The 23,123-nt window shown below is 37.8% G+C and carries 21 protein-coding genes and 2 pseudogenes; 14 read left to right on the top strand and 9 right to left on the bottom strand.

The features are described from left to right. Together ABDW32_RS20540 and ABDW32_RS20535 are read left to right on the top strand one after the other, a co-directional pair. Entirely contained in the window at window positions 1-747 is a 747-nt protein-coding gene (locus ABDW32_RS20540) for an SDR family oxidoreductase (RefSeq protein WP_343565706.1), read from the top strand. Between the two features lie 227 nt (window positions 748-974). Continuing rightward, a complete protein-coding gene (locus ABDW32_RS20535; RefSeq protein ID WP_343565705.1) occupies window positions 975-2,003 on the top strand; it encodes an LLM class flavin-dependent oxidoreductase in 1,029 nt (342 codons plus the stop codon). On the opposite strand, the gene ABDW32_RS20530 is transcribed toward ABDW32_RS20535, so the two are convergent. Next, entirely contained in the window at window positions 2,004-2,585 is a 582-nt protein-coding gene (locus ABDW32_RS20530) for a Crp/Fnr family transcriptional regulator (RefSeq protein WP_343565704.1), read from the bottom strand. It abuts the gene before it with no gap. A 159-nt stretch (window positions 2,586-2,744) separates the two neighbouring features. Here ABDW32_RS20530 and ABDW32_RS20525 point away from each other — a divergent pair, with 159 nt between their 5' ends. The 3 genes from ABDW32_RS20525 (at window position 2,745) to ABDW32_RS20515 (ending at window position 4,740) form a co-directional block, all read left to right on the top strand. Then, complete coding sequence (locus ABDW32_RS20525) at window positions 2,745-3,173, top strand: DUF3592 domain-containing protein (RefSeq protein ID WP_343565703.1); 429 nt, start codon at window positions 2,745-2,747, stop codon at window positions 3,171-3,173. A 316-nt stretch (window positions 3,174-3,489) separates the two neighbouring features. Continuing rightward, window positions 3,490-4,077: an SMI1/KNR4 family protein gene (locus ABDW32_RS20520; protein ID WP_343565702.1), complete on the top strand. Its 588-nt coding sequence runs from the start codon at window positions 3,490-3,492 to the stop codon at window positions 4,075-4,077. A gap of 9 nt (window positions 4,078-4,086) precedes the next feature. Next, window positions 4,087-4,740, top strand: a complete 654-nt coding sequence (locus ABDW32_RS20515) for a DUF6597 domain-containing transcriptional factor (RefSeq protein ID WP_343565701.1) — start codon at window positions 4,087-4,089, stop codon at window positions 4,738-4,740. Between the two features lies 1 nt (window position 4,741). On the opposite strand, the gene ABDW32_RS20510 is transcribed toward ABDW32_RS20515, so the two are convergent. Continuing rightward, window positions 4,742-6,088: an SWIM zinc finger family protein gene (locus ABDW32_RS20510; RefSeq protein ID WP_343565700.1), complete on the bottom strand. Its 1,347-nt coding sequence runs from the start codon at window positions 6,086-6,088 to the stop codon at window positions 4,742-4,744. Continuing rightward, a complete protein-coding gene (locus ABDW32_RS20505; RefSeq protein WP_343565699.1) occupies window positions 6,085-8,751 on the bottom strand; it encodes a DUF6493 family protein in 2,667 nt (888 codons plus the stop codon). The genes ABDW32_RS20510 and ABDW32_RS20505 overlap by 4 nt, the downstream gene beginning before the upstream one ends. Window positions 8,752-9,039: 288 nt before the next feature. On the opposite strand from ABDW32_RS20505, the gene ABDW32_RS20500 reads away from it, so the two are divergent. Then, window positions 9,040-11,535, top strand: a complete 2,496-nt coding sequence (locus tag ABDW32_RS20500; RefSeq protein WP_343565698.1) for a cation-translocating P-type ATPase — start codon at window positions 9,040-9,042, stop codon at window positions 11,533-11,535. Window positions 11,536-11,780: 245 nt separating this feature from the next. After that, a complete protein-coding gene (locus ABDW32_RS20495; protein WP_343565697.1) occupies window positions 11,781-12,080 on the top strand; it encodes a hypothetical protein in 300 nt (99 codons plus the stop codon). A 221-nt stretch (window positions 12,081-12,301) separates the two neighbouring features. On the opposite strand, the gene ABDW32_RS20490 is transcribed toward ABDW32_RS20495, so the two are convergent. Next, window positions 12,302-13,210, bottom strand: coding sequence for an SMP-30/gluconolactonase/LRE family protein (locus ABDW32_RS20490; protein ID WP_343565696.1), 909 nt, complete (start codon window positions 13,208-13,210; stop codon window positions 12,302-12,304). A gap of 1,025 nt (window positions 13,211-14,235) precedes the next feature. Between ABDW32_RS20490 and ABDW32_RS20485 the strand changes: the two genes are divergently transcribed. After that, a complete protein-coding gene (locus ABDW32_RS20485) occupies window positions 14,236-14,703 on the top strand; it encodes an HAD domain-containing protein (protein ID WP_343565695.1) in 468 nt (155 codons plus the stop codon). A gap of 86 nt (window positions 14,704-14,789) precedes the next feature. Here ABDW32_RS20485 and ABDW32_RS20480 read toward each other — a convergent pair whose 3' ends face one another. The 5 genes from ABDW32_RS20480 to ABDW32_RS20460 all read right to left on the bottom strand — a co-directional run bounded on the left by ABDW32_RS20480 (window position 14,790) and on the right by ABDW32_RS20460 (window position 19,069). Continuing rightward, window positions 14,790-15,245 (bottom strand): GNAT family N-acetyltransferase, encoded by a 456-nt coding sequence (locus ABDW32_RS20480; protein WP_077433860.1) that lies wholly within the window; start codon window positions 15,243-15,245, stop codon window positions 14,790-14,792. Between the two features lie 17 nt (window positions 15,246-15,262). After that, on the bottom strand, window positions 15,263-15,841 hold the full coding sequence (locus tag ABDW32_RS20475; protein ID WP_077433858.1) for a hypothetical protein: 579 nt from the start codon (window positions 15,839-15,841) through the stop codon (window positions 15,263-15,265). A 355-nt stretch (window positions 15,842-16,196) separates the two neighbouring features. After that, window positions 16,197-18,323: a S41 family peptidase gene (locus ABDW32_RS20470; protein ID WP_343565694.1), complete on the bottom strand. Its 2,127-nt coding sequence runs from the start codon at window positions 18,321-18,323 to the stop codon at window positions 16,197-16,199. 145 nt (window positions 18,324-18,468) lie between these two features. Then, complete coding sequence (locus ABDW32_RS20465; RefSeq protein ID WP_343565693.1) at window positions 18,469-18,876, bottom strand: GNAT family N-acetyltransferase; 408 nt, start codon at window positions 18,874-18,876, stop codon at window positions 18,469-18,471. Then, complete coding sequence (locus tag ABDW32_RS20460; RefSeq protein WP_343565692.1) at window positions 18,860-19,069, bottom strand: hypothetical protein; 210 nt, start codon at window positions 19,067-19,069, stop codon at window positions 18,860-18,862. Before ABDW32_RS20460 ends, ABDW32_RS20465 begins: the two co-directional genes overlap by 17 nt. Before the next feature lie 503 nt (window positions 19,070-19,572). Here ABDW32_RS20460 and ABDW32_RS20455 point away from each other — a divergent pair. The 6 genes and pseudogenes from ABDW32_RS20455 to ABDW32_RS20430 all read left to right on the top strand — a co-directional run. Beyond that, window positions 19,573-20,094 (top strand): hypothetical protein, encoded by a 522-nt coding sequence (locus ABDW32_RS20455; RefSeq protein ID WP_343565691.1) that lies wholly within the window; start codon window positions 19,573-19,575, stop codon window positions 20,092-20,094. A gap of 53 nt (window positions 20,095-20,147) precedes the next feature. Continuing rightward, window positions 20,148-20,480, top strand: coding sequence for a hypothetical protein (locus ABDW32_RS20450; protein WP_343565690.1), 333 nt, complete (start codon window positions 20,148-20,150; stop codon window positions 20,478-20,480). An 11-nt stretch (window positions 20,481-20,491) separates the two neighbouring features. Beyond that, complete coding sequence (locus tag ABDW32_RS20445) at window positions 20,492-21,652, top strand: SMI1/KNR4 family protein (RefSeq protein ID WP_343565689.1); 1,161 nt, start codon at window positions 20,492-20,494, stop codon at window positions 21,650-21,652. A gap of 10 nt (window positions 21,653-21,662) precedes the next feature. Next, a complete protein-coding gene (locus ABDW32_RS20440; RefSeq protein WP_343565688.1) occupies window positions 21,663-22,313 on the top strand; it encodes a hypothetical protein in 651 nt (216 codons plus the stop codon). Between the two features lie 23 nt (window positions 22,314-22,336). Further along, window positions 22,337-22,468: pseudogene (locus ABDW32_RS20435) on the top strand (IS3 family transposase); the annotation flags it as partial. 235 nt (window positions 22,469-22,703) lie between these two features. Then, window positions 22,704-22,943 (top strand): annotated as a pseudogene (locus ABDW32_RS20430) (type I restriction-modification enzyme R subunit C-terminal domain-containing protein); the annotation flags it as partial. Window positions 22,944-23,123 lie beyond the last annotated feature (180 nt).

Below are 23,123 nucleotides of genomic sequence, written 5' to 3'. Positions count from 1 at the left end.
ATGAATAAGTTGAATAACAAATTAGCCATCGTAACAGGTGGAAACAGCGGAATAGGATATGCCACCGCAAAAGAGTTAATCGCCGAAGGAGCAAAAGTAATTATCACCGGAAGGCGAAAAGAAGCCATTGAAAAAGCTGCTGTGGAGCTAGGAGCTATTTCTTTTGTGGCAGATCAGGGGAAATTGGAAGATATCGACAATTTCAAGATCGAAGTTGAAAAGCAATTCGGGAAAGTTGATATCCTGTTTATTAACGCAGGTATCACCGGAACTTTAGGCCCGATCGAAAATATGAGTGCGGAAAACTTCGACAATGTAATGGGTATCAATTTCAGAGGAGCTTATTTTACCTTAAGCAAATTTATTCCCCTGTTGAACGATGGGGCTTCAGTGGTGTTCCTTTCCTCCAACGTCGCGACAACATCTAAACCGAATAGTTCGATTTACCAGGCAAGCAAAGCAGCATTGAATTCCATTGCAAAAACTGCCGCTGCAGAATTAGCACCAAGAAAAATCAGAGTAAATTTGGTAAGTCCGGGACCTACAAAAACGGAAATTATGACCAAAGCGGGATTGGACGAAAAAACATTGCAAGGTCTTGATCAATGGTTGATCAGTGGAATTCCATTACAAAAAATGGGAACAGCTGAAGATGTTGCCAAAGCCGTTATTTATCTGTCAGATAACAATGTGGCAAGCTTCATGACCGGAACGGAAATCCTTATGGACGGCGGAATGGTATTATAACCTTCCGCTCCTAAGGCCCTCCATCTACTCGCATTTAAAAAATGGGACAATAATTGCAGATCCTTTTTGATTTCATCAAATTTCCAGATAAGGCCGAATTTGAGAATAAGTAATAGGGCTCGATATAGAAAAATTTTTTTGATCTAGATCATCGTTTTAAGCCATCGGAAAAACTGAACTTTGATTAATTTTCAATAATGGAAGTCTCTCAGATTAAATCAGTAATTATGGAAATAGGAATAGATAGTTTTATAGCTACCGGAGCATACAATGGTAGATTGAGTTCAGAGGAAAATATGACGGCCATGGAAGCCCTGTTGTCAAAGATAGCATTTGCAGATCAGGCAGGATTACATGTCTTCGGGCTCGGGGAACATCATAGGAAAGAATTTTTAGATGAATCACCGGCAGTCATACTGGCGGCAGCGGCAGCCAGAACTCAGCATATCCGTCTAACGAGTGCCGTTACTGTACTGAGCGCGGCAGATCCGGTAAGAGTATTTCAGGAATATGCAACATTGGATATTATATCTAAAGGGCGGGCTGAGATTGTAGCCGGAAGAGGATCATTTATTGATGCTTTCCCATTATTTGGATTCAATACACAGGACTATGACGAACTTTTTGAGGAGAAAGTCAAATTGCTCCTTGAAATACGTGATCATGAAACAGTAACCTGGAAGGGCAAATTCCGCGCAGAGCTCATACAACAGGCGATATATCCGAGGCCGGTGCAAGAGCAGCTACCTGTCTGGATAGGAGTAGGAGGCACGCCACAATCATTTATTCGCGCCGGAAAACTGGGGCTCCCATTAATGGTCGCCGTCATCGGTGGTGAAACCCATCGCTTTCGGCCTTTGATAGATTTATATTATGAAGCCGGAGAGAGAGCCGGGCATCCTCGGGAGAAGCTTAAAGTAGGGTTACATTCCCTCGGTTTTGTAGCGGATACAACATCGAAGGCTAAAAATCTCTATTTTCCGGGGTATCAGGAAATGATGGGCAAGATTGGAAAGGAGAGAGGCTGGTCGACGCCCACAAGGGAAATGTTTGAAGCCCAAGCTGAGTCGGCTGGCGCCTATGTTATTGGCAACCCCGAAGAAGTTGCAGAAAAGATATTGAGGCATAGTGAGGCATTGGGTGGGATCTCAAGATTTACATTTCAGATGGACAATCCAGGACTAAGCAAGGACGATATATTCAGAGCTATTGAATTAATCGGAACAAAGGTAATTCCGCTTGTGAATCAATCCTGATTATTTTTTGACTGCCCGGGACCTGATTCTGCTCAGCGTTTCTTTGGTAATGCCTAGATAAGATGCAATCAGTTGCTGTGTAAATCGCTGTGTAAATTCGGGATAGCTATCAATAAGCATATTATAGCGTTCTTCAGCCGTCATACTTAAAGCGGCATTGATCCTTTTTTGGCTTGCATAGGAATAATTTTCGTCCAATTGGCGTGTAAGTTCATTCATGATTGGAAGGGAAAATACCTCCTCTGCAGCGTTTTTGCTCAAGATAAGCAAATCAGTATCTACACAAGCATCTATATTGAAGGCGGAGGGTGTGGTTTTGGCAAAACTTTCGCGATCACCGACCCACCAGCCTTCAATATAAAGGCTCATGATGTGCTCGGCACCTTTAGCGTCTATACTGTATTTTTTCATAGCACCTTTGACAAGAAATCCCATATAATTACATATTTCACCTTCCTGCAAAAATGCTCGACGTTTTTTGATTTTGCGGTGAACAAAATTATTTTTTAGGATCCCAATTTCATCTAAGGTTAGGGGTCTGGAGACCCGCGAATTGATATAGTTGATTAAAGTATCGTACATGAGCCGTTGTTTTACCTCACACAAAGGTAAAAATACCTTCTTTTATTTTTTCATCTAATATTATTTGTTTGGAGTCTTCGGCTGTTGATTGACTTTTCGAAAATTGTTTATATTCGTTAATATTTATTTATCAATTAGATATAATAAAATAATTAAAAAGTGGAACAAATTAAAAATAAACCTATGTGGCAATATTATTTAATCCTGGGAATAGGTATAGTGTTCCTTTTACTGGCGATATTTAGCTTCCGTAATACAATGGTATTTCTAAAAAATGGAGAAAAAACTATTGCAACTGTTATTGACCTTCACAGGTACGAATCAGAAGGCGAAGTATTTGCGCCGATCTTCACTTTTCATACAAAAGATGATCAGTTAATTACTTACGAATTAGCCGAAGGAAACGATCCTCCAACCTGGGAAATAGGGGAGAAAACAATTGTCATCTATGATCCTGGCGATCCGTCGAAAGTAGTTTTGTATAGTTACTTCAGAGTATTTATATGGACATTGCTTCTGCTATCAATAGCACTTCCATTATTAGTTATTGGGGGCGGGTATTTTATCGCAGCAAGATTTATTCTTTAATACCCAAACTATTCCAATAGGTTTATTTAAGGAATGTAAACCGCTTTCTGTTTAAATACTTAAAAATTATAAACTTTTTTCCTATGCCATTTGAAATGAATACCATACACTAATCGCTTAATAAAACTTCAACATATTTTGCAAGTGTTTTAAACCTGACGGCGAACCATCCAGCCATATGAGCGTACATAATAAGAATTTGGTAATTTTAATCGTACCAAGAGGGACTTCCTTTTTAAATTAGTAATTCATCACCGAATTCTTTATTTTTAATATTCCAGTTTTTTGGTAAGAGGTCACAAAAATAGAATTATGCATGGATATAAATTTCATCAAAGAGAAATTACGCTTTCTACAGGATAACCCGAATAAATTAGATAAAATTACACCAAAAGAGTTTTTTCTTAATCCTCCTATTCCCGAATCCGAGATTTTTTATATTGAACGCAATCTAAGGATTAGGTTTCCTGAAAATTATAGAGACTTCATTACCAAAATAGGGAATGGTTGCAGTGGACCAGATTATGGGCTTTTGTCCTTAGAGGAATCAATGATAGACTTTAAACTTAAAACAAAACCTGCTATTGATCTGACAATGCCATTTGCTTATTCTGAAAGCTGGAATGAAGACTGGGTTTTTGATATTGATTGGGAAAGTGGAGAGCGACCAGATGAAAATCAGTTAAATTCATATATGGATACAGGCCATATACATGGATGTTTGCAGATTTGCCATATTGGACACGGTTGTACTTATCTTTTGGTTGTAAATGGAATTGAATACGGAAATATTTGGACTGATGAGAGGTCTGACTATGGAGGAATAACCCCTTTATTAGATACTAATGGCTTGAGGGTGTCTTTTGAAGATTGGTATATCAATTGGTTGAAAGAGGTTATTTGAAGTTGCCGCATGGAATACAAAAAAGTGAAGCCTTACAAAGAATTAGAACCCTTTATTCATTTTTATTGGGAACTGAAGGGAAAAGAATATGAAAAGGGCTTGGAGCGGGTTTTCCCGGATGGTTGTGCTGGCATCCTATTGAATTTAGGAAATAGATGTTTGACTGATAATGGTGGTTTCTCCGTGGATTATGGGAAAACCTATGTAGTAGGTGCTATGAATGCTTTCAAAGACAGCCTTATTGATAACGATACCCATCTTATTTGTGTTTGTTTAAAACCCGCAACTTTTGCTAATTTCTATCATTATGCTTCTCAAATTGAATTGACAAATAACACTATCGAATTTGAAAAATCCATTGCTTTTGATGTTGATAAAGTATATGAAGATCCATTTAAATATTTTGATCGTTTTTATTCCGAAAGAATAAAGACCAAAACAAATCATTTACACACTGTTATTAATGATATACATTTATTCAAGGGGAGAATTTGCGTTTTTGATCTGGCAAAAAGAAATTGTATAACCGTGAGACAACTGGAACGCAATTTCAAAAAGTTTATTGGACTATCGCCACAAGAATATTCGAACATCGAACAAAACCTTATCTATTCAAGTTGGGCTCATATCCATTCCATCGCACAGGGCTTGTCAATCTGGTAGACTATTCGCCCAGTTTCATCTTTACCGCCATGATATGTTTGCAGAGCCCTCTATTCGTCCTATTATTCGTAAACCAGGTACAAGTACATTGCAGATCATCACCTCTACCGACGACAATATAACTCAGGTCAGCACTGCTTTTCACTTCAGCCTTAATACCATTTTTGTCATTCTGTAGGAGCAGCACTGCATCTTCATTAAACAATTTAATCGCATTTTGCAACCTTGGATTAAAGCGTTTTAAGCGTGAAAGCTTAAAGGGAAGCTTTCTGTAAAAATAATTGTTGCTCAATAAATCGTAACCCAATAATCCCATACTGGAAAGTGAGGCCTGCATGGTTTGCATGGTCCCCAGCTGAATGTCATATTCCATTGAAATCAGCGTAGGCTGAAAAACCTCATTGGTTTTAAAATAATTATTGATACCCAATAGCCATTCTTCAGGCAGTTCAACCAGCAGGTTTTCGATATGCTTACTTTCACCGGAAAACCCGCGGTATACGCTCTCCGAAAGTAGAAACAGCATTTGTATGTCCCTGAAGTCAAGTACCACCGCTGTACTTTGCTGATCTTCGTGTTTATAGAAAGAAACACTGTCTATATGCACCAATAGGTTTTCAAGTAGATTGAGCCTGTGAATGCCACCTATTTTTAAACTATTGGGTTTGGCAGTTGCGGAAAAAGTATAGCTGTTCCCAGACCTAAATAAAAAGTACTCGGGCTTAACCGCTGTTTTAGGTATGGCTTTAAAGAGCTGCAAAGCTTCAATTTTATTCAATTTAAAGGCAAGCTCCATTTGCGATAAGTAAACCTGGACATTTCCCAAACCCTTAATCCAGCGATCAGGCAAACTCACTTTTTTCTCAGTGCTCTCCGTGCGCGCTGTAATGATCTTCAGCTCATTGGAACCAACGCCAACGATCAATTTATCTGTCCGGCCGACGGTATTAAAAGCGCGGATCGTCATATCGTTAAAATCCACATTGGTACAGCCGGATTGGATAAACTCTCCGTCGATTCCTGTTTGTAGTACATCAATGCGAGCGTAAACACTGTTACAGGATGAAAAAGCCTCAAAATGAAGCTGATTATTCCCGACAGAAACGATCGGATCACGCATATTGATGCGCTGATCCGGGCTGATCGCAAAATGGGAGCGTACTGTTTTACCGAGCGTACTCAAACATTTTGAAGCGACAAATGAATTGATAATATTCCCATGAAAAAAGCAGGGAACCTGATTGTCCTGTTCAATTTCAGAACAATGCGCCAGGATAAAGGATTTGTCCCGTCCCCCCGTAGCGATCGTAGAAGCATGTTGATACTGATATTCAAAGTCTAGATTCATTTGCGTTTTACTTTACTTAGAAATGCCTGATTTACTTCTTTATGAAGTTGGGCCGAAATCTCTATATAATAAGCGACTAATTTTTTGCTGTTTACAGGGAGATGCTGGCCATCGAGATGTTCCAGGGTCTTCTCCATACATAATAATTGGAAATCCTTGATCTGCTGTGAGACAGATGGACGATCCAAATATTCTATAAACCTATTAACAGGTGCATATCCGCCGGCAAGTAGTCTCCCGATAGCAAGAGCAAGGTAAGAAAGATCCCATTTTCTATCTATCAGTGAAAACTGAACATATTCTACCGCCAGATCCCTCGAAATCTTCTTTTCAAACAATAAACAAACCGCAATATATAGCCAACCGCTACCATGTACTTCGAGGCGATGATCCATCAAAAACTGCATGGGGTAGAGGCCGTGTTCCATTTCTTTTACTTCATTTCCCGAAGCTGTATCTGGGATATACCGGCATAGCAGCGGACCGATGTATTGAGGTGTTAAACTGAGTTGAAAAGCAATGGCCTCCCGAAATGCCGTTGAGAAAGGCGCCGTATTATAAAAGAGTGGGGGATAATATTTGGTTTCGTCCCTTTTAAACCAACTATAATTCCAATTATGTTCCAGCAATATCCTGTGCCAGGTTGAGTATTCGTTTTTGTCAATGATAATTTCGAATGAAATCTCAAAAGGGTTAACGACGGCCGGATAATTTTTGGCCGTTGTATTTTCAAATTCCGGAAATATATGGTCCGGCTGTTTGATCCGTGTTACCTGCGTCCAGAGTGCCAATACATCCGCTGTGGGTTTAACCTCGTCTGTAGCTCCTAAATAGTATTGTATTGCAGCAGCGTAATTCCCCTTTAAGGTCTTCACAAGGCGAATGGTCTCTTCATCAGTTTGTTGATATAACAGTTTGTTACAGGCCACGATCAGATCTTCCATTTCAATAGCTACCTTTTTTTGCTCATACTCGAGCAAGCGTTTTACCAGTACTTTAGGGAGCAGAAAAAAGGGTAGGTGGCTTGGTGTCGACAGAAATGGTAAGCTATTGTTGCTTGCGAGTTTTTGTCGCATCCAATCCAGCTTATGCTGTGCAAAGGGAATGCTGTCACTTTCATCGCTTGATTTTTCCAGATTATCATCGCCAATCCAATAGTGCATAAACTGGGCGAAAAAGCCCATGTAATCAATATCCCAAAATCGGCTAAACAGCTGCTTGCAATAAGGTTTCAATTGCTTTTTGTAATCTTTGGGGATATCATTCTGCAACTGATTCAGCCCTTCTAAGAAGAGATCAAAATCTAAGGCAGACTTCGTTCTGATGAAATGACCGATCTGAAATAACAAAGCATCCCAAGTTGAAGGGATCGTGACTTGTTCCAGTAGCTCCGCCTCCTCCTCAAATACGGGTTCTGCTACGGATGGAGTCGCCTGACCTAAGCCGAGAATTTCGAGGGTCTTGAGTTTTAAATTACTGCGGTGCGGTTCAACCAGATCCTCCAGTATCTCTGGCTCAGCTTGTTCCACTAAAAGTTGGGCACCTTTTTCCTGTAATTTTGGATCCGTCTGGAGTAACAGCATGGATAGCTCTGCGGAAATGTCAAGCGTGTTATGTTCTTCTTTTTTCAGAATGTATTCGACGATATCCAGGCACAGTAGCAGGGATTTTTCTATTTTCCCCTTTGGGAAAATACTGCTCACATGATCAATAAATCCAATTTCATCAAAACCATCCATTTTATAGATTGTCTTGATCTGTTTGACCGAAAAATTAATAAGGCTTGTATTCGAGGTATTCAGTAGCGAAAACAAGAGCTGTTGCTGCTGCAGATAATCGTATTGTGTAGTATTAAACAAGCTTAACAGTCGGATATGCCAATCTAAGTGTGGTTTCTTCCAGTTATTGAGTAGAGATTCCATTAAATTGGGAATAATAACGCGGTCAAATACATAGCCCTTCTCTTGCATGATCTGTATAACTTCCGTCCAATACTCAGTCACCTTTTTACAGACAAATCCTTCACGGGCTTTCCATTTGGAAATGTCGAGCACAGGAATCTCATATTGGTGGAATCGAAAAAACACCTTGTCGATAGCATCCTGATTTTTCAATAAAAAATTGGCCTCCATTTCTGTATTTCTGTCAAACATCGTTATCGTAAACAAACGAGTAACAAAATAGCTTTCATCAAAAGCGATCCAACCTTGTTCGTAAAATGCCCATAGCACTTTGAAATCGATGCCGCCAAAACGTTCCTTTTGTGAAGCCTTAACGATTTTATGCAGATAGTCGGGCGGGAACAGCTGATAAAAAGCCAGTAAGGGTTCCACACCAATAGTAGGATTGTTCAGGTAGGAGGTTAAAGGACACGAAAGCCATTCTCCTTTTAAGTATTCAATCTTTGCGATATCCTCAAATTGGCGGGTACAGGCGATAAGTGCAAAATTTAGCGTTGCATAAACCCGTTTACGGTTCTCATAAAAATCAAGTCGAGCCGGTACATCTAAGCTGTGGCCATCCTTTTCTAAAATATCGCGGTCAATATCCAGCGAATGCAAGTATTGTATAGTTGCTGCACGTTCATCGGGATTCAGCACTTTACATTGATCTAGCACTTCTACCCAATTTTTGTCTTTGATATACTGTTTGAGTTTATTCATACGGTTAATTAAATATTCAAAAATATCATAAATCTAATGAGCTTCTATAAAAAATATTTTTTTCTTTGCGATATCAGTAAGCATAGCCTGTAATTATTTTATACTAAAAAGCTCTCAAACTATCATAGCTTGGGTTCATCTGGTCGTCGCGGCTATATACCCTTGCCCGTAAAAAACGGATTTAGAGGGGATTCTATAAATTATGCCGGTTCCTAAAGAACATATTTTGGGAAATGGTGTTTCTTATACAGTCAGTAGATAATCGTTTCTATATTAATCAATTTCTTTATGGCATATAATATCCCCAGTCACCTTAAAGGTCTCAGTCAGGACGAAGTAAATCAGGCTAGGGCAAAATATGGGTATAACCAGTTGGCGGAAAGCCATAAAAGTACTTGGCTGGAATTGCTTGTTGGAGTTTTAAAAGAGCCCATGCTGATTTTGCTGATCGTTATTTCACTGATCTATGTGATTGTGGGCGACTATGCTGAAGCGGCTTTTATGCTGCTGGCCATTGTGGCGGTAACAGCGATTTCGTTTTATCAGGACAACCGTAGCAAGAAAGCGCTGGAAGAGCTTGAAAAACTAAATGAGCCGCTGAGTGTGGTCATTCGAGATAGTCAGGTGGTAAAGATTGCTACGCGGGAAATTGTGGTAGGGGATCTCTGTATCACAGAAGAAGGACGCATGATAAATGCTGATGGAATTATAGTACACAGTAATGATTTTTCGGTCAACGAATCATCGCTCACAGGAGAGAGTTTTTCAGTTTTTAAGGATAGTGCGACAACCGACAATTTAGTATATAGCGGAACACTAACAGTTTCGGGGCTTGCAGTTTTTCAGGTACAAAAGATAGGCAAAGAAACACGCGTCGGCAAGATCGGCGAATCCATGCGGACGATAAAAGAAGAGATCTCACCTTTGCAGGTACAGATCCGGAAGTTTGTTAAAGCAATGGCAATCATCGGAATTGTTATTTTCCTGCTGGTGTGCCTGTTCAGTTACATGGATACCCACAATATTGTGGAGAGCTTGCTCAGTGGACTGACACTGGCGATGTCTGTGCTGCCCGAAGAAATTCCTGTTGCATTTACAACATTTATGGCGCTTGGTGCATGGAAGCTCATGCGCGAGGGAATTATTATAAAAAGGAGCAGTATTGTTGAGACTTTAGGAAGTACGACAGTAATCTGTACAGATAAGACAGGCACTATTACGGCCAACATCATGCAATTAAAACACCTATATGATTATCGTTCCGATACCGTTTATGCTGAAGGTGAATTTGATGACAGCGCGCTTAATGAACTCATCGACTATGCGATGTGGAGCAGTGAACCTGTGCCTTTTGATCCCATGGAAATCACGTTACATAAGATCTACGAAGAAACACAAAAAAATGATCTGAGAAGGGCTTATCAGCTTTTTCATGAATATCCTCTTGCGGGTAGACCGCCAATGATGACACATCTTTTTGAAAATAGTGAAAAGGAGCGGATTATTGCGGCCAAAGGCGCTCCCGAGGCGATAATTAGCGTTTCCAAGCTATCCGATGTAGACAAAGATAAGATAAGGGGGGTGATTGAAACATTTGCTCAGCAGGGATATCGGATTCTTGGTGTCGCCAAATCACATTTTGAAGGAAATGAGTTTCCAGTAAAACAACAGGATTTTAAATTTGAGTTTTTAGGGCTTACTGTCTTCTATGATCCGCCTAAGCAGGGCATAAGGGAGGTCTTTCAGCAGATCTATGCTGCGGGCATTAAAGTAAAGGTGATTACCGGCGATAATGCTGAGACGACAAAAGCAATCGCTTTGCAGGCAGGAATTGTCAATACTTCTCCGGCTGTAAATGGCAGCGAAATCGTTGGGAATACCGAAGATGAAATTATAACTATCGCTCAACGGACAACGTTATTCACCCGAATGTTTCCCGACGTAAAACTTGCCGTTGTCAATGCGCTGAAAAAAAGTGGTGAGGTTGTCGCCATGCTCGGAGATGGGGTAAATGACGGACCCGCATTGAAAGCAGCCCATATCGGTGTGGCTATGGGAAATAAGGGAACCGAGATCGCCAAATCAGCGGCAGCATTGGTCATCACCAACGATGATCTGCAGAAGCTAATTGTCGGCATCGCTGCTGGCCGCCGGATTTATTCCAATATCAAAAAGGCTGTGCAATATATTATTTCCATTCATATTCCCATTATTATGACCGTATCCTTGCCCTTATTTTTGGGATGGATCTATCCGCAGATATTTAGCCCTGTCCATGTGATCTTTCTGGAACTGGTCATGGGGCCTACCTGTTCTATTGTATATGAGAATGAACCTATCGAAAAAAACACGATGAATCAGCCACCAAGAGCAATGGGGAAGACTTTTTTGAGCATCAACGAACTAGGGATAAGCATCATTCAGGGAATAGCGATCACAGTCGGAATCTTGTTTAGCTATCAGTTTACAGCCCAGCATGGTGGAAGCGAAGAAAAGACAAGGGCGATGGTATTCTGTACTTTGATCTTTGCGAATATACTGTTGAGCTATGCCAACCGCTCTTTCTATTATAGCATAGTCGAAAGCTTTAAGAATCGCAATTTTCTACTTGTAGGGATCTCTTGTGCAGTGCTTATCCTGCTATTTGTCATATTATATTGCAGACCTGTCGCCTCTTTCTTTGAGGTCAGAGCCCTTAGCGTATCTGAATTGACTATAGCACTCGCTGTTGCTGCTGTATCTGTACTCTGGTTTGAAATCTACAAGCTAATTAGGCGAGCGTAGAGCATGTTTTTGTGATAATTTAATAGTTGTCAATATATTAGGAGAATTAATCAACTGTTAATCATATTGGTTGCCATAAACAAACGGAAAGTCTTTGGTATTATAAATATCAATATCTTTAAATTTATCAACAATGTTTGATGATCCAAAATGCGGAAAAGAGATGATTGATGCTTGGAAAAATTCTAAATTTGAAAAATAACAAGTACTGTGGCTAAAAATTGTATTGACTAGCATGGATTGGGATGAACAGAGCAGAAGAAACAAAATCAACGATCACCGGAGTTTATGAATTTAAAGACGAAGATGGGGTCATCTATAAAATGAAAATACTGGGAAGAGGAGAAGAATTGTTTTTTCAAAAGAATGGCAGCGCCCTGATTTGTGATATATCAGCAAGGTTTTCGGTAATTGATCCCGAAAGTATCAGGCAGTGGGACAACGGGAAGAAAATTTCCGATGAAGAACGAGCTTTTTTATTAGCAAAGATCATTGAATTGTATAAAAAAGCCTATAAAGATGATTTAACATGTTTGAAATTTTAGGAAGGGAGTTTTTAAAGGAGAAACATGATCTTAATTTTTGAATAACATTTCAACACAGGCGAACAGGCAGAACACTATAAGACTCGAACGATATTTTGACGAAAAAAATAAAATCGCTCGGGATAATCGTCTTTCTTGGATGTATTCAAATGCGAAACTGTCCATATAATCAGTAGAGCTTACTAAACTGCTGTTTACGTCAACTGCTGAAGACAGACAATTTATTCTACTCCCTTTGTATGCATTGGGATGCAATAAACCGCTGTTGAAGCTGTGATAAATAGATTAGTTCGATCTTTGCCACCAAAACAGACATTCGATGTCCATGGTTCTTTTACCTCAATATGTCCTATCAGTACGCCTATCGGACTATAGATAGAAACACCTTTCCCCGTAAGGTAGACATTTCCCTGATTGTCCAATGTCATCCCATCAGAGCCTTGGTCGATGACCGCCTTTTGTCCGCTGAGCTTACCGTTAGATTCAATGATATATCTGTAAGTTTTATTTCGCACCCTATCCGCTATATATAGGTATTTTCCATCGGGCGATCCTACAATGCCGTTAGGTTTAGCTATATCATCAGCCACTACAATTGGTTTTTTACCTTTTCCCGGAGGGAGGTAGTAAACTTTTTGCCCTTCTATCTCTGGTTTTTTTCTGGTCCAGTAGTCACGCTGGTAGTAAGGGTCTGTAAAGTAAATACCACCTTTCTTATCTGCCCAAAGATCATTTGGACCATTCAGTTTCTTTCCATCTACATCTGACAGCAGGACGGTAACTCTGCCATCATTGCTTATCGACCAAATTTCGTTTTTTTCGTCTGCGCAGGCAAGTAGCTGACCGCGATGGTTAAAGTACAGTCCATTGGCACGGCCGGCTGAATCTTTAAAAAGAGAAAGGTGACCTTCCGTGTTGTATTTCCAGATTTTGTTATTGGGCTGGTCAGTAAAATAGATATTCCCCTCCTTGTCCACTGCCGGCCCTTCTGTAAAGGCAAACTGCCGAGATATTAATTTCAATCTGTCCTGATCAAACAATTGCGCCCTTACATCTAAGCCTTTTAATGAGAAGAGTAATATTAGCAAGAATGCGGGATGGAACCTGCTGAAATTAATTAAATGTAGCATAGTAAAAGTAATTAACTAAATTATCGTTATCCATAAAAAATCAAGGTATAGTATTTAAGTATGGATAGTCTCTATTTCAAGTCCAATATAAATATAATTTTATAAAGACCTGATAATATTACCTCTAGCCCAGGTAAATAGGAGGCAGCCATCCAATTGCTGATATCGGTTGTTTTGGTAAGGAAAACTGCCTGGTATAGAATTTTTAATGTGGCCTTGAGAGAAACCTGTCTTTTTACATTAATTGTTCGTAGTATAAAATCCATAACCAATTATTACAATGGCAATAATGGAACATGTGATCTGAATTACCTTATATAGGTTTTCATTTACTTTCTTTTTCAGGAAAATAGGTGTATTTATAAAAGCTATAGCTAATAAATATAATGGCTTATTATCGGACGTAAAAAATATAAGTACACTTATTATTATAAAAAATAAGGGGATATAGTCTGATAAGATTAAGTTCTTCATGAAATTTTAAAGGGAGAATTTGACAGCTTGTAAATTAACAGGTTGTGATATAACAAAAATTATTTATTAGTACTAAGAAGAAAATACTTAAAAGCCTTAACGGTTTCATAAGTTATTAGCTTTAGCGTATCGTAAATCGGGCCCGAACTTATTCATATCCATTGAAAAATCCAGGTAATCAATACTCCTCACCATCAATTATAATCGTGTCTTCTTTTGATTTTGCGGCATCATCTTTCTTACACGCGCCAAAGCCTAGCCCCAGCAACGCAATAAACATTAAATATCTTTTCACTTGGTAATATAATTAGTCGATAAGATAAGTATTAAAGTTCTCATATTTTATTGGCAATAAGAAAATTACCCAAAAGTGTAGGTTGATTAATTAATTAATGACTCTCTTCATATATAAGAGAGTGAGCACCATATAGTGATGATATTTGAATTTACAAAATTAGGCTGGACTATCAATCTATGGCTAATATTTTTTATTATTAAATCGCAAACGGGTGGATTGAAAGTCCCCTATTAATTATTAGCTTAGTTGCCTTATGATCTTCTTTTTAGATATAGACGGTGTCATGGTACATGCCAATCCATATAGACATGTGGAGCAGGCAACCGATGGCTTTTATGTATTCAGTAGTGCTGCTGTAGAGACATTTAATGCGATATTCATTGCTAAAGAAGATCAAGTGATCCTTTCTAGCTCGCACCGTTTTAAATATACAATAACAGAATGGCAAAAGATATTTCTTGATAGGGATATTCGAATAGATTCGCTCGCCTTGTTGGATAATGTTAAACAGCACTTAAATCATCGCTTTACACGGAAGGATCAGGTATTGGGTCAGATTGTGCGTCAAAATATCCTTCCAGATCAAATGATCATTATAGATGATGACAAATCATTAAATGATTTGCCACAAGAGCTAAAGTCAAGGCTAGTATTAACACCTTCTTATATCGGATTGACGGCAATGGATTTGCCCAATTTGAAAAATATGCTCAACAGGTAGTTTCAGACAACAATTTCTTTATATCGCCAATCAGGTAAAAACTAATGACGCAAATAATTATCGATACTTTATACATTTTACAATATCTACTGTTTAGATACTCTTTTTTCAAACAACATCAGGTAGGAGTCATCAGTCTCACCAACAATCTTGAAACCCACGCTTAAATATAGACCCTTAGCTGGATTGGTTTTTAAGACACTTAATGTGATCGTTTTCTCTGATTCAGTAGCTTCCTTTATCAAATCATTCAATATTCTCGTACCGATTCCTTTGCCTTGATAGGAGGGAGCCACCTGAATTTGTATCAGTTCTATGTTATTTGCTTGTCTGTGAACCTTTAATAGACCTATGGCACATTTATTTATTTCAATTATTGTGGCGTGTACAAATTGATATTCAATCCTTTGTAAATGTGCCTCATCAGAGACCGGTAAGGAGCTTGCAATTAAATGCTGATTCATCGTCTGTATCCTGAGATCAAGCAGAAACTTCAGATCACTTTTTAATGCAGGTCTGTATTTTATTTCCCATACGTCCATAGCTATATAAAATTTAATCAAAAATTAGTAGCGGTCAGATAGCCCGATGATCTTAATCTTTCCAGGATGTGATTTGCCTCAGCTTGATCCATATCATTTGCAAATTTTATGGTTTTAAAACCATATTCAAATCGAATAGTACCTCTATTTCTAAAAATACCTAAACTATTCCCTTGGTTCCAAAAAACAAATTCAAAATGTTCTTCCTCAACATGAAATCTCTTCGCTTCTTGTAGATCATAAATCTTATGCCTGAATAGAATATCATTTTTTCTGGAAATACTTATTTGATCGCGATCTATTGTAATGATTTCTTTTCCAATGAGGTACCACATTAACGTTTTCATTACAAATAAGCCAGCTGCCGTCGAGAGGATCCACCAAACTATAAAAAATATCACCTCAAAGCTCAAACCTCCGTTTGTATCGTAAAAGTCTCCGAGTGTCGGGGCAAAAAAAATAATTGATTGTATCCAACCAAGCAGCCATAAACTAAAAATAATGATAATAGGTAAATGCTTCTTTGCCGGGACGATAATGGAATATCCCGTTGGAGTTTCGTAATGGGTTGCAATACCGCTATATGGCCTTTCCATAATCAATATGTTTTATAGGTTGTACCAATTCTAATGGTCTAATTTTCCGCTGGCTAATATGCAATAAAAAAACGAATATCCATATTATATTTCGTTTCAAATTCCATCCCAGTTAACCCCAAATTCTGCGGCCACTTTTTTGTAATCATCATTAGTTAATGATCCGGGAATAAGTTTCTATTCATCCCCGCCATTTGCTTTCACTTAGGATGTAATCACGACCTCACATAATAGCAGTTTTTTCGACACCGTCTCATAAAGTGTGTAAGTTATAAAAATGCGGAATGGGAAAGGACTTCGCATTTTTTATTTATTTAACTTTATGAGACCGTGTCAATTAAAAGTACTAATGTTTTCACTTCCTGATAATATCAATAGCGTTATTAAGTATGCTATCTACTCCCATGGTCACTTCCTCTTCAGTAAGTGGAACATAGATGTCAGGTTTAATTCCGATACCATGGGTTTCTCCATGATCTGGGTATAGTATTCGAGTACCAGTGTACCAAAACCTAAACGTAGGACTTCCTATTAATGGGATTGTCACAACGTTACCGTCAGCCCCCATCGAATTCCGGCCTATTATTGTAATATCATCTGATCTCTGAGCAGCTCTCAACGCCATCGCTAGGAATTCTGGATTACTCCTTGATGCTTCCGAAATCAATACCACTATTTTTCTGCTATGACGATAGTTGGCTCCGCCCGTTGTCGTTATATCAGACTCAATTAGACGTTGAGGATAATGAGATAGCTTTTGTGTTTTTGCAAACAACAGGTCCGGAGAAATGAATGATTGTATATAAAGTTTACCGTTTGGGTAATTTCGTAAATCCAGTATTATCTTATTACTATGATTTATCCAAGCGTTGATAGCCGTCGATGTGTCAATATGTGCTGGATTTATATATGTAATACTATCATCGATATTATAAATTCCATGATGTTCAATAGACTTTTGAAGGGTTGCATTGTTGTCTTTTAGTTTGCTAAAGAGGCGGGAAAGACTAATATCTCCTTTTATCTTGATGGTTTTATCAATTTTATTCGTGGAGTAGCTTATATCTATGGTGTCCGATATAGGGATTAGACTCATGAGTTTTTCTCTATTGACGAAGTACTGATGTACATCTGGTCTAGGGCTTCCTATATAGGATGCTATTTTTTGATAGGACTCATGCAGTGGTACTCCATTTATTCTATCTATTACACTACCTATTTGTATTCCAGTTGTTTTTGAAAACGAACTATCAATATTTGTCACGATAAAATCTTGCTTGAATTTCTTAATATGCATAGGCAGCCCTATCGCGAAATTTCCGTAGACGCTGTGAACAAAACCTATTGACGATGTTGGTATGGCACTATGTGCATCTTTAATGGTTGAATTCAATATAACTAATTGTTTGTTATATTCCAGTGTAGTCGTTGCATTGATAAATTTAGGTATCAGCTCTTCTAGCAGAGAACCATTGTCAAATTGCCCTGATAGTGTATATTTATATGGATATAAATATTTTATGATATTGCAATATCTGAATAGGTTGACAAGACGTTCATAAACGTTGGGTAATGTATTTTTGTGCAGTGTTTTCTCCTGAAGTTTTGTATAAACTAAATTATCAGTTCGATCAATATATTTGTTTTTAAAAGCAGGAGGATTATCCACTATTATTTGTAATCGTTTTTTTTGTATCGCGGAGAGCAATGATGACTTTTGGATCCACGAATTATCTAGGTTTTCGAGAATTAGACTTTCTGATTTTAGTCCTATGGAAGCCGTATCGGGTTTTGAAGAAACATAACTAAGCAAGATATCTATGCTCTGTTTAGGTGTTTCAATATCCGCAAAGATCTTATACAACCGTTCAAATAAAATCTCATCCCAATCAATATCATTATATGAAATTGAAGGAGAATTATATTTGATAGCGCCCCAGGTTTGCGCTAATTCTACGAGATTAGACACCATTTCTTGACTTTTGATCTTCGTCACAAATCTTTCTTCCCATTGTCTCAATATTTTGCCAAATTGTATTTCCGGACGAACTTCAATTTTTGAAAAACTAGAACTTCCTGAACTAATAAAAAACACCGAAATAGAGTCGACCTCCGCCTCAAAAGGGATATATATTTTCGAAGAAATTTTGTCAAATGGTATAGAGGTTTTATAATAGATCGAAGTGTATCCTTTATTTCCACCAGCAACGATGATGTCAAATTTTACAGGATTTACAGACAGAGGACGTACTTTTTTTAGTATTATATCAAGCGTCAGTTGGCCTTTGTCTACTTTTTTCAATTTGTAATATTTCGAATACATGACGCTATCCTTTATACTTCCATTGTTTAAGACTAGACTGCGGTCTTTAGGAATTACCTGTTGTTTTATACCACTTACCCAATTTGTAGAGTATTCAATTTCTTGAGCAAAATTCAGCGTATAGAAAAATGTAAGCAGCAATGTAAATACGAATCTCATACGTTGTTCTTTTTAAATAAATAATATTTTTCGGTTATATTAATTACGACAGGCTCTTCGAACCTTTGATTCAGAATGAAAAGTCTATTTATAAACACCCATTATTGCTGACAATAGTTGCTCGGGTTTTGTTGTTTCCTCAAATTTAATGATCACCCCCCGAATAGATCCACATCGGCTCTGTTTGACCAGCTCGTTCAAAGCCGTTCTTTTTATAAAATTCAATAGCCTTACCATCGGCGGTGAGCATCTGCATATGAAAACCCTTATAAATCTCTTGCATTTTATCCATAATCAAACGCCCAACTCCTTTGCCTTGATAGGAGGGTAGCACTAGGAGATGTGGATAATAAACCACCAGATACCCATCGGAAATTGCATTGCCGAGGCCCACTAATGTTGTACCATCCCAGGCAGTAACCAGAGAATGCGAATTTAAGAGTGCTTTGATCAGTAGTTCAGGTTTTTCGGCTGCACTCCATTTATTAGATTGATACAACTTCAGAATGTCATTTGCGTTCAAATCTCTATTTACACTAAGTTGTATGTTCATATATTATTCTGTAGTTTTTGTTTCCGCCGGAACCGTTATAGTTATCAGTTAGATTGAATGCATTTACTAATTCATAGCCAATTTTAGACATATAGTTCAATATGGAGGCATACGACTTTTTATTGGTTAATATTTCGGAAAGCTTTTCACCTTCTGCGATCTGTTCATCTGAGTCTCCCAAGTCCACTTTCACCTTTAGTTTTTTCGATAAGAATTTTCCTTCTACACGTATATACGCATACGAGAAAGTATTATGTATTTCACTATTTGAAGAGTTGCTAGTAGATTGGGCAAAGCTACTACTTAGGCAACAGATCTTAAGGAAAATAATTAGCGATAATTTATACATAATTGGTTTTATTTCAGTAATAAGACTGTTGAATTTACAAAAGAGGATTTAAATAGACAAAATATATAACCTAATAACTATAATTTCCATACCTATTTTGTACCTTGATAGCACATGAATTTGAAATTCCAGATGAAGCCGTTAGAAGAAATTGACGTCACAACTGTGAAATCATCAATATCGTGCATGTTGGTATCCTCGAAATATTATACACGGAGGATGAAGTTGATCGGGAATGGGTCAAGATGAATCTCAGTGAAAAGCTACAACCTTATTTCCAAGCTTGGTCAGAATATTATAGGTAAGATATTATATTAGAACAGCAATTTATATCATATTTACATGTAATGAGAAAAGTAGTATTTCAAAACATAGACGAGAAAACAAAAAAACTTATGCTTTGTCAGGCAGAAGGCGGAGTTTATCTTTTTGGTTATTACAGCTTACAGGATAGTTCTGCAGATTGGGATCATTTCTCTTACACTATGGAAGATGCAATGGAATGCTGCTTTGAAGAATATGGTGTTAATCGAGAGGCTTGGATAATAATTGAAGATCAACCTAAAAATTGTCAACAGGACTTTATTATTCCAACAAGGATAAAAGGCAGAGAAATTGGAAATCCTGCGTTCGGACAATTACAACAATTCATTAAAGAACAGTGGGTAGACTATGAAATACCAGCGAAATGTATAAGTTTTGACGGACTTACAGGTGACCAGAGATTATTGACCACCGGACTTGTATTTGAGTATGAGAAGGCTTTAATTGAAGATAAGGAAAAAGCAATAAAAATTCTGACAGCATTAAACTTTGAAAGACCTTCGATTGATCAATTATTGGATAAACATAACACGAACCGGTTTTAAAGGATTTAAAAGAGTTTATTATTGATCATATCAAATATGAAAATAACTAACTAATGCGTTTGAATAAAATGGCAACAGAAGCGAACAGGCAGGACTATATAAGGCTCGAACAATATTTTGACGAAAAAAGTAAAATCGCCTGGGATAATATGGTGTATTGGGCTGAGAGTTACTGGACAGAATCCGTAGATCAGAAGCTATTGGAGGAAAACCTGGATAACAAGTCAGATATAGCTAAGGTAATCTTCGCAAAATTAAGAGAGGGAGGTCTGGACTGGATCGATCGGAAAATCCCAGCACTTGATAACCTGAGCCCGAAAGAGTGTCTGAACACGAGCGACGGTATAAAAAGATTAAAAGAAGGACTATTAAGAATGGATATATAGGACATTTTATATTGAATGATTTTAAAAGATGTATACCAGGATATACCCAAAAAGGACTGATTAAATCATTTACAAACGGTTATAATTTACAACTTGTAAAAATAAAACCAAACTTTGATAATATTTTTATGACAGACAAAAACTTACAGAAATTAAGACAGCAAATAGTTGACGAAACAGATGGGGGTAAATTTTCCAAACTGACAGAAAAATTATTGAAAAAATATTCATCAACTGACAGAGAATATGTTTTAAATATCTTAACAGATTACGCAAGGAATGGACAAATTTTGCATTGGCGAAATTTCCTAATGACTGATATTATCAAACTTGTAAACGAAGATGAAGCCAATTACGCTGACTTTTTCGAATGGTGCATCACTCAGCCTGAATTAACCTATTGGGGCATTGACGGACTATTAAAAACCAGCGGCAAACAATCATACCCGGCATTGATCGAAATTCTAAAAAACGAGAGTATTAATACATCAATACGTGCAAAAGCAATCAAAAGCATCTCATTATTTAGCAGACAAGCATTTGACAGGGAGCTACCTAAAGACCCAGGTTATTGGAAAGTAACAGATTTAAGAATAGAAGAAATAGAAATCTGGCAGAAAAATGGCTTTCAGGACGGTGATGGCTATCCTAAACCGAAAACTCATAATTCGCTGGAAAATCCAAAAACAGAACTTGAAAAAATTGTTTCAAAACTTAACAGAAAACTCCAAGCACAAAGAGCTAAAAACCCAGATCTATCAAACCCTACAGACTGGCTAGTTGTTGCAGATAAAACCGACATTTTAAACATAGAGAAAAAATGGAAATTACCGGAAAATTATTTGCTGTTCCTTAAAAACTACTCGCCTTTAAACGTATTTATTGACAGCAAAAAATACTTTCAAGGTCTACATTTATATGGAGCTTCTGAGCTAATAACTAGACAAGAAGGCTATTCATTTAATCCGGTAACTAACAAATCAATTGCCGATTGGCCAAAGAATTTTGTTGTAATTGCTGATGCTGGAGCTGACCCGTATTGCATAGACATTAATGAAATAACAGAAAATGATGCACCAATTTATACAAGTATACACGGGAGTGGTGAGTGGGAATTTGAATTATATGCAGATAACTTCCTAACCTTTTTAAAAGAAATTGCAGAAAAATAATATTGACACTATGGACACAGCAGAATTCGACCATTTACCTGATGGACTTAAGGAAAAAATTATAAGATCCAGACAGGCTTTTCTTCAAGCACAAGATATCAGCGATAAGATTTCAGGCTCATTTCATATTTGTAATCTGAGTGTTTCTGCTACGGCGGACCATGCGATTTCAATAAGTGGCATAACTGACAATGAGGACGAAAAAATTGCTGTCCAAAATTTTGTATTACAAATGGAAAATGTTTCAAGTGTCTTCAATGGAATTGAAGTTCTGTCAAATCCTACAGCGCTAAGCTTGGTTGCCAATGGAAAGGAGTTTTCCATCACTACGTTGGTGGAATTGAAAACTGTAGTTGTACAGTTTCATGAAACCGAATTTGTTGAATATACCCTTAGCGGACATGATGAAAGTTCAATTATATTATTGAAAAATTCAACTCATTCATTTGCAATATATCTCCGATTCAATGGCGACGCGGGTTACACTACGCATAATCCGAAAGGGACAACTAGTGAAATGAAAGACTTTATATTGACAAATGGACAAAGGGATGAGTACCCTACGGCATTGCTTGTTGATAATAAAGATGGTTTAGAAATACTACAATTTTACTTATTAACTGGAGAAATGTATCCCGGGATTAAATGGCAGGAAGAATAATTATGATTTACTAAGTCGCAAGGACATTCTACAACTGGAAGAAGAAATACGGCGGTCCGGGCGTCTCGGAGCTGTGTAGGCTCCGTCAGCTGGAAGAAGAGAACGCCCATGTTGCCGATCTGAGCCTTGACAAACAGATGCTCCAGGAAGTATTTTGAAGAAAATCAAAACAAGATATCTACGCTTAAATTGATCGCCACATCTCCGACGCAATTAAAGCGTGGGCGCTTCAGGGAACTGAGCTTATTACCTGATACCAAGGGCTGCAATCTTCGCACGCCACATGATGCATGGAAAAATGCAAAAAGACAGGATGTGGCTACCGATATTATTGCTTATATTCGTACCTATATGCTTGGATCCGCACTTGAAAGCTGAAAAGATCGTGTTAAAAAAGTCTTTCTACAGCTGTACCAGCAACAAAATTGGACCGTGCCGCAGAAGAGTTTGCTCCAGCAGATTGAAAAGCAGATGATCGTCGAAGGCATTGTTACTTTCGAAGATCTCGACAAAGAGCCCTTTGATGAGATAGGTGGATTCGAACGGATCAATAAAAGGTTTGAAAATCACTTGCCCGATATCCAGCAGAAGATAAATACTAATATGTACAATGGAAATCAAACAGCTTGATCATGATGAATAAAGTTTCCATTCGTTTTTTTGATGACCGAGAGGTACGCGCTATTTGGGATGAAGAGCTTAGCAAATGGTGGTTTTCAGTGTTGGACATTGTGGCCGTTTTGACCGATCAGAATGATTATACCAAAACCCGAAATTATTGGAAATACCTCAAAGCCAAGCTTAAGAAAG

The organism is Sphingobacterium sp., from assembly GCF_039596235.1.
Taxonomy (GTDB): domain Bacteria; phylum Bacteroidota; class Bacteroidia; order Sphingobacteriales; family Sphingobacteriaceae; genus Sphingobacterium.
This window is presented reverse-complemented; position numbering and strand designations above follow the sequence as displayed.